Annotated in this window: 4 protein-coding genes and 1 pseudogene; 4 read left to right on the top strand and 1 reads right to left on the bottom strand. The window is 41.6% G+C overall.

Annotated features, from left to right (window positions below; all coding sequences use genetic code 11):
- From ACUVXA_RS16585 to ACUVXA_RS16595, 3 genes and pseudogenes are all read left to right on the top strand, one after another.
- Positions 1–416 (top strand): pyridoxamine 5'-phosphate oxidase family protein (locus tag ACUVXA_RS16585; protein WP_445872400.1); only part of this gene is annotated, 416 nt, incomplete at its 5' end.
- A 582-nt stretch (positions 417–998) separates the two neighbouring features.
- Positions 999–2,425: pseudogene (locus ACUVXA_RS16590) on the top strand (pyruvate formate lyase family protein); the annotation flags it as partial.
- A 69-nt stretch (positions 2,426–2,494) separates the two neighbouring features.
- Entirely contained in the window at positions 2,495–2,905 is a 411-nt protein-coding gene (locus ACUVXA_RS16595; protein WP_445872402.1) for a glycine radical domain-containing protein, read from the top strand.
- A 142-nt stretch (positions 2,906–3,047) separates the two neighbouring features.
- Here the strand turns inward: ACUVXA_RS16595 and ACUVXA_RS16600 are convergent, their stop codons facing one another.
- Entirely contained in the window at positions 3,048–3,956 is a 909-nt protein-coding gene (locus ACUVXA_RS16600) for a glycyl-radical enzyme activating protein (RefSeq protein WP_445872403.1), read from the bottom strand.
- A gap of 185 nt (positions 3,957–4,141) precedes the next feature.
- Here ACUVXA_RS16600 and ACUVXA_RS16605 point away from each other — a divergent pair, with 185 nt between their 5' ends.
- Entirely contained in the window at positions 4,142–4,675 is a 534-nt protein-coding gene (locus ACUVXA_RS16605) for an arginase family protein (protein ID WP_445872401.1), read from the top strand.
- Positions 4,676–4,700 lie beyond the last annotated feature (25 nt).

Here is a 4,700-nt window from a genome sequence, read left to right on the forward strand (position 1 = left end):
ATAGCCATATATGGTATTATTTAGTATTAAATCTTCCTACTGTTGTAAACCCTGCCTCGATAAAGTTTTTAGCAACGGTGGACTCTGAGGGTAAACCAAATGCGGTAGTAATTGCTTCACTGGTTGCGATAGATGATGAGACTTTAGCGTTTGCAGACTTGATGATAAATAAAACCAAGGAGAATCTGTTGAATACAAAAAAAGTCGCCGCCACAGTTTACAAGCCAGCGATGAACTCCTTTCAGGTGAAGGGAACTTTCATGGGATTCCAAAACTCCGGCCTTCTCATTGACATATTCAACTCGGTGGATCAAATAAGGTTAAACACGGTTAGTAATATTGATTCGATAGGGCTAATCAAAGTCGAGGAAGTTTATTTCGCTCAGATGCCGTTTCCGGGCAGGAGGATAGCTTAAATGACAAACCACGCGCTTGCGTGTAATAATAAGAAATTGGAGGATAAGTAAATGGTTGAAGAAATTGAGATTGGAGAAGCTAGGACAGGGATTGCCACACCTGGTTTATGGTCACCATCAGAGAAACTCTCGCCACGCATAAAACGTCTAAGAGCTTACTACTTCGCTGATGAAAAACGCCCATTCCAAAATGATTTAGTGTGCTTCACAACGGGCATACCAAACGATTACATTGAAACAATGCTAAGCCTATCTGAAGGACTTTTTGGACCAATAACAGGTATACCCGGATTTGACGTGCCAGAAGCTATAGAAATGGGTTGTCGATTAGTAGCTGAAAAATTAGATTTGCCTGAAGACTTCTGGAATCAACCGCTTATTGTTCGGAGAGCTCTGGTTTTCCAAGCCACATTGAAGCAAATTCCCGTTAATATTCTACCTGACGAGCTAATAGTTGGCGGAAAATTTTCAACCGGAATGTCAGCTGGTTTAAATGAAAATGAACTGGCAGAATTTAATAAACGCAGATGGGAACTGGCACAAAGACAAGCTAAACTTGTAGAAATAGGATTAGCTTTGGCTATGCCCGCCCAAGGGCACCTCATTGAAGACGTCGCTAAGGTGCTCAGAAGAGGCTTCAAGGGAATCAAGGAAGAGGCGGAGGAAAGATTAAAGAAAAACGATTCAGCCTCTAAAAGAGATTTTTACAGAGCCGCAATAATATGCTGCGATGCGGTACGCGAATTTAGCCACCGCTACGCAGAGGAGGCTCGAAGGCTCGCCAAAGAGGAAAAGGACTCAAAGAGAAAGGAAGAATTACTACAAATCGCCGAGAACTGTGATCGGGTACCTTGGAACCCAGCCCGTAATTTCTGGGAGGCTTTGCAAGCCGCCTGGTTCCAACACATGCTAATCATGATCGCCGAAAACTACCCGGGTCCAGGAACCTCTCCAGGACGACTTGACCAAGATTTTTATCCATTTTATAAGAAAGACATAGAAGAGGGTAAAATAAATGAGGAGTGGGCTAAGGAACTTGTCCAGAGTTTCTATATAAAATTCAATTACGCCTATGATTATCTACCGATTAAAACGTTTGGCAAACATGGTCGACATGCAGCTGATGGACAGATGTTTGTGATCGGGGGATGCGGACCAAACGGAGAGGATCAGATAAATGAGCTAAGCCTCTTAATGCTGGATGCCTTTGTTGAGCTTAACATGCTTGAGCCCAAGCTGAATGTTAGAACTCATTCAGGATCATCGAAAGAATTCTTAATGAAAATCGCAGATATAGCCAGGGAATCCCAGGGTAGCCCCTTTGTAACCAATTTTGACAAGGTTTCAATAAAGGCTCTTGAGAATATGGGAGTAACTCATGAGGAGGCGTGTGACTATGCTCCAGTCGGTTGTTTAGAAAATTCATTACGCGGAACCCAAGCAGGAACCGTCGATGTACAACCTTACAGCCACGTTAAACCACTAGAACTCGTGTTGAACCGTGGAAAGGACCTTAAAACGGGAGAGCTCGTAACCTTCGACACAGGTGACCCAGTAGAGTTCAAGAGCTTCGATGAAGTGATGGAAGCTTACAAAAAACAGCTTAGTGCAACAGTTAAAATGACTGTGAATTTAATGAGTGATTATCATGTGTTTAGAGGCAAATATTTACCGTGTCCTTACTTGTCGCTACTTATGAATGGTTGTATGGAAAATGGTAAAGACACGAAGGACGGCGGACAATTCTACGCAGTGACCACCTTTAATGGCTGTGGAATTGCCACGGTTGCAGATGCTCTAGCCGCATTAAAGAAGATTGTTTTCGATGAAAAAAGGCAACAATGAAAGAAGTTTTGGAAGCATGTCTGACGAATTGGGAAGGAAAAGAAGATTTACGCCTCATGCTTCTAAACAAGGCACCGAAATTCGGAAACGACGACGACTACGTTGACTTAATAGCAAGAGAAATAATGACCTTCTGGGCAAATGAGATTTACCAGTATACAACCCCAAATGGAAAAAGGTTCCGGCCAGGCTACCTCTCCTGGAATCTTTACATTTGGCATGGATATCGCACCATGGCAACGCCTGATGGGAGAAGGGCCGGGGAGCATTTATCAAATGGTGTCGGCCCACATCAAGGCAGAGATATAAAGGGTCCAACCGCAACCATCAAATCCATCGGAAAGTTGAACTTAACCTTGGTCCCGAGCGGCGGTTCATTTACGTGGACGATTAATCCAGCAACAATGAAAACAGACGAACAGTTGGAAAAATTTGTAGCATTGATGAGAGCATACAACGAACTAGAAGGTTCAGCTTGGCAGACAAACTGCATCTCGGTAGAAAAACTCAGGGACGCACAAAAAAACCCTCAAAACTACAGCAACCTATTGGTACGGATAACCGGATACAACGCCTACTTCACCACTATAGGCAAGGCATTACAAGAGGAAGTAATCGCGAGAACTGAACACTCAATTAGCTAAACTATAGGTTAGCCTTTAATTAGCTACCTCTCCCCTTTCTTATTTTATTCAGAAAAATGAAGAGAAGTATATTATCTTATCATTGATTAAGTTGATGAAAAATAAAATTAAGTTAATTACGATATTTACAGTAGTTTCTTTTTTAGTATCCGCAGGTGACGTTCTCGATTTGGTATGAGTTTGCGATTCCTTTTAGTTTTAACATATATTCTTTGCCTGGTGGTTCCAGACCTTTCAATGGGTATTCTCTGTCTAATCTTTCCATTTTCGGCTCTCCAAGTTTATGGTAAGGAAGTAAATCCCATCTTTCAACATGCTTCAATTCAGAAATAAACTCCGCAATTTTGCGAATATTTTCTTCATCATCCGTGTAGCCAGGAACAACCGGAGTTCGGATCCATATAGGTTTACCCACAGCGTCAATCTTCTTTAAAGTGTCCAAAATCGGCTGTAGTGGAACCCCTGTTTGTTCAACGTGTTTTTCGGGGTCCATTTGCTTCAAATCATAAAGCACCAAGTCGGTGTATTGCAGAATCTCCTCAAGGATTTCCCACTTTACATAGCCGCAGGTATCTAAAGCTGTATGAATACCTTCTTCCTTGCATTTTTTGAAGAGTTCAGTCAAGAATTCTGGAAATATTGTTGGCTCTCCACCGCCAATTGTGATTCCCCCACCCGAGGTTTCGTAAAATACTTTATCTTTATTCACCTCATCTAAGACCTGGTCCACGGTCATGACTTTTCCGATTAGTTCTCTGGCGTTGCTCATGCACACTTCAGCGCATTTTCCACAATTTTTGCATAGTGTTCTGTCGGTCATCATTCCTTCGCTAGTTGCTGTGATGGCCCCCTCTGGACACGCTTTTATACATTCTCCACATCCGGTGCATTTAACATCATACCAAACGATTTCAGGATTTTTTCTCTGGCCCTCCGGGTTATGACACCATAGGCAACGCAGTGGACATCCTTTTAAGAAAACGGTTGTCCTTATTCCTGGTCCATCTTCAGTTGAGAATTTCTGTATATTAAACACCATAGCCTCTAGCATAATAATCAAACCTATCAGCTAATGAAAATCAAATTCATTAATAGCTTAACCTACTTTTCGTTTAGACCGTCATTGCAAATCGCTTAATGACTTGAAACCCAATTTTTCGGATAGCTTTAAATATTTTTCTTCCAAGATTGCTTAAAAAACATATTAAATATCTTCAATCTTTAGGAGGATTATAGATGAGCAATGTGGGAGATGAACTACCCTTTGTGGGTATTCCAACATTCTGCAAGTTCCCTTATACTAGGAAATTGGATGGTGTGGATGTGGCAATCATTGGAGTTCCTATAGATCAGGGAACTACAAATCGCCCCGGAACAAGGTATGGGCCTAGAGCAATAAGGGAAGCTTCCCAGATTTATGGACCCTTCTTCATAGCCGAGCAAGGAATATATGACGTTGAACTTGGAAGATACAAGCTTGCCGGCACCAAAATCATTGATTACGGAGACGTAATAGTAGCACCTACACTTAGTGAATTGAATCTAGATATTATAACAGTGTATATCCAAGAAATCCTAAGTAAAAATGTGTTCCCGGTAACCCTCGGAGGAGACCATTCAATAACCTTTCCTGTGATTAGAGCTTTTAAAGACACATCACTGAAAATTGTGCAATTCGATTCCCATTTAGATTTTATGGACGATGTGGCTGGAATAAGAATTAGCCACGCAAATCCCTTTAAGAGGGTTCACAACAGTAGAAAGATTTAATGATAAATAATACCATTCTTGGACT

The sequence above is a fragment of the Candidatus Jordarchaeum sp. genome (genome assembly GCF_052745115.1).

Coding starts and splice junctions, on each gene's coding strand:
- ACUVXA_RS16600 (WP_445872403.1), bottom strand. CDS start 3,956: ATGCTAGAGGCTATGGTGTTTAATATACAGAAATTCTCAACTGAAGAT.
- ACUVXA_RS16595 (WP_445872402.1), top strand. CDS start 2,495: ATGGCAACGCCTGATGGGAGAAGGGCCGGGGAGCATTTATCAAATGGT.
- ACUVXA_RS16605 (WP_445872401.1), top strand. CDS start 4,142: ATGAGCAATGTGGGAGATGAACTACCCTTTGTGGGTATTCCAACATTC.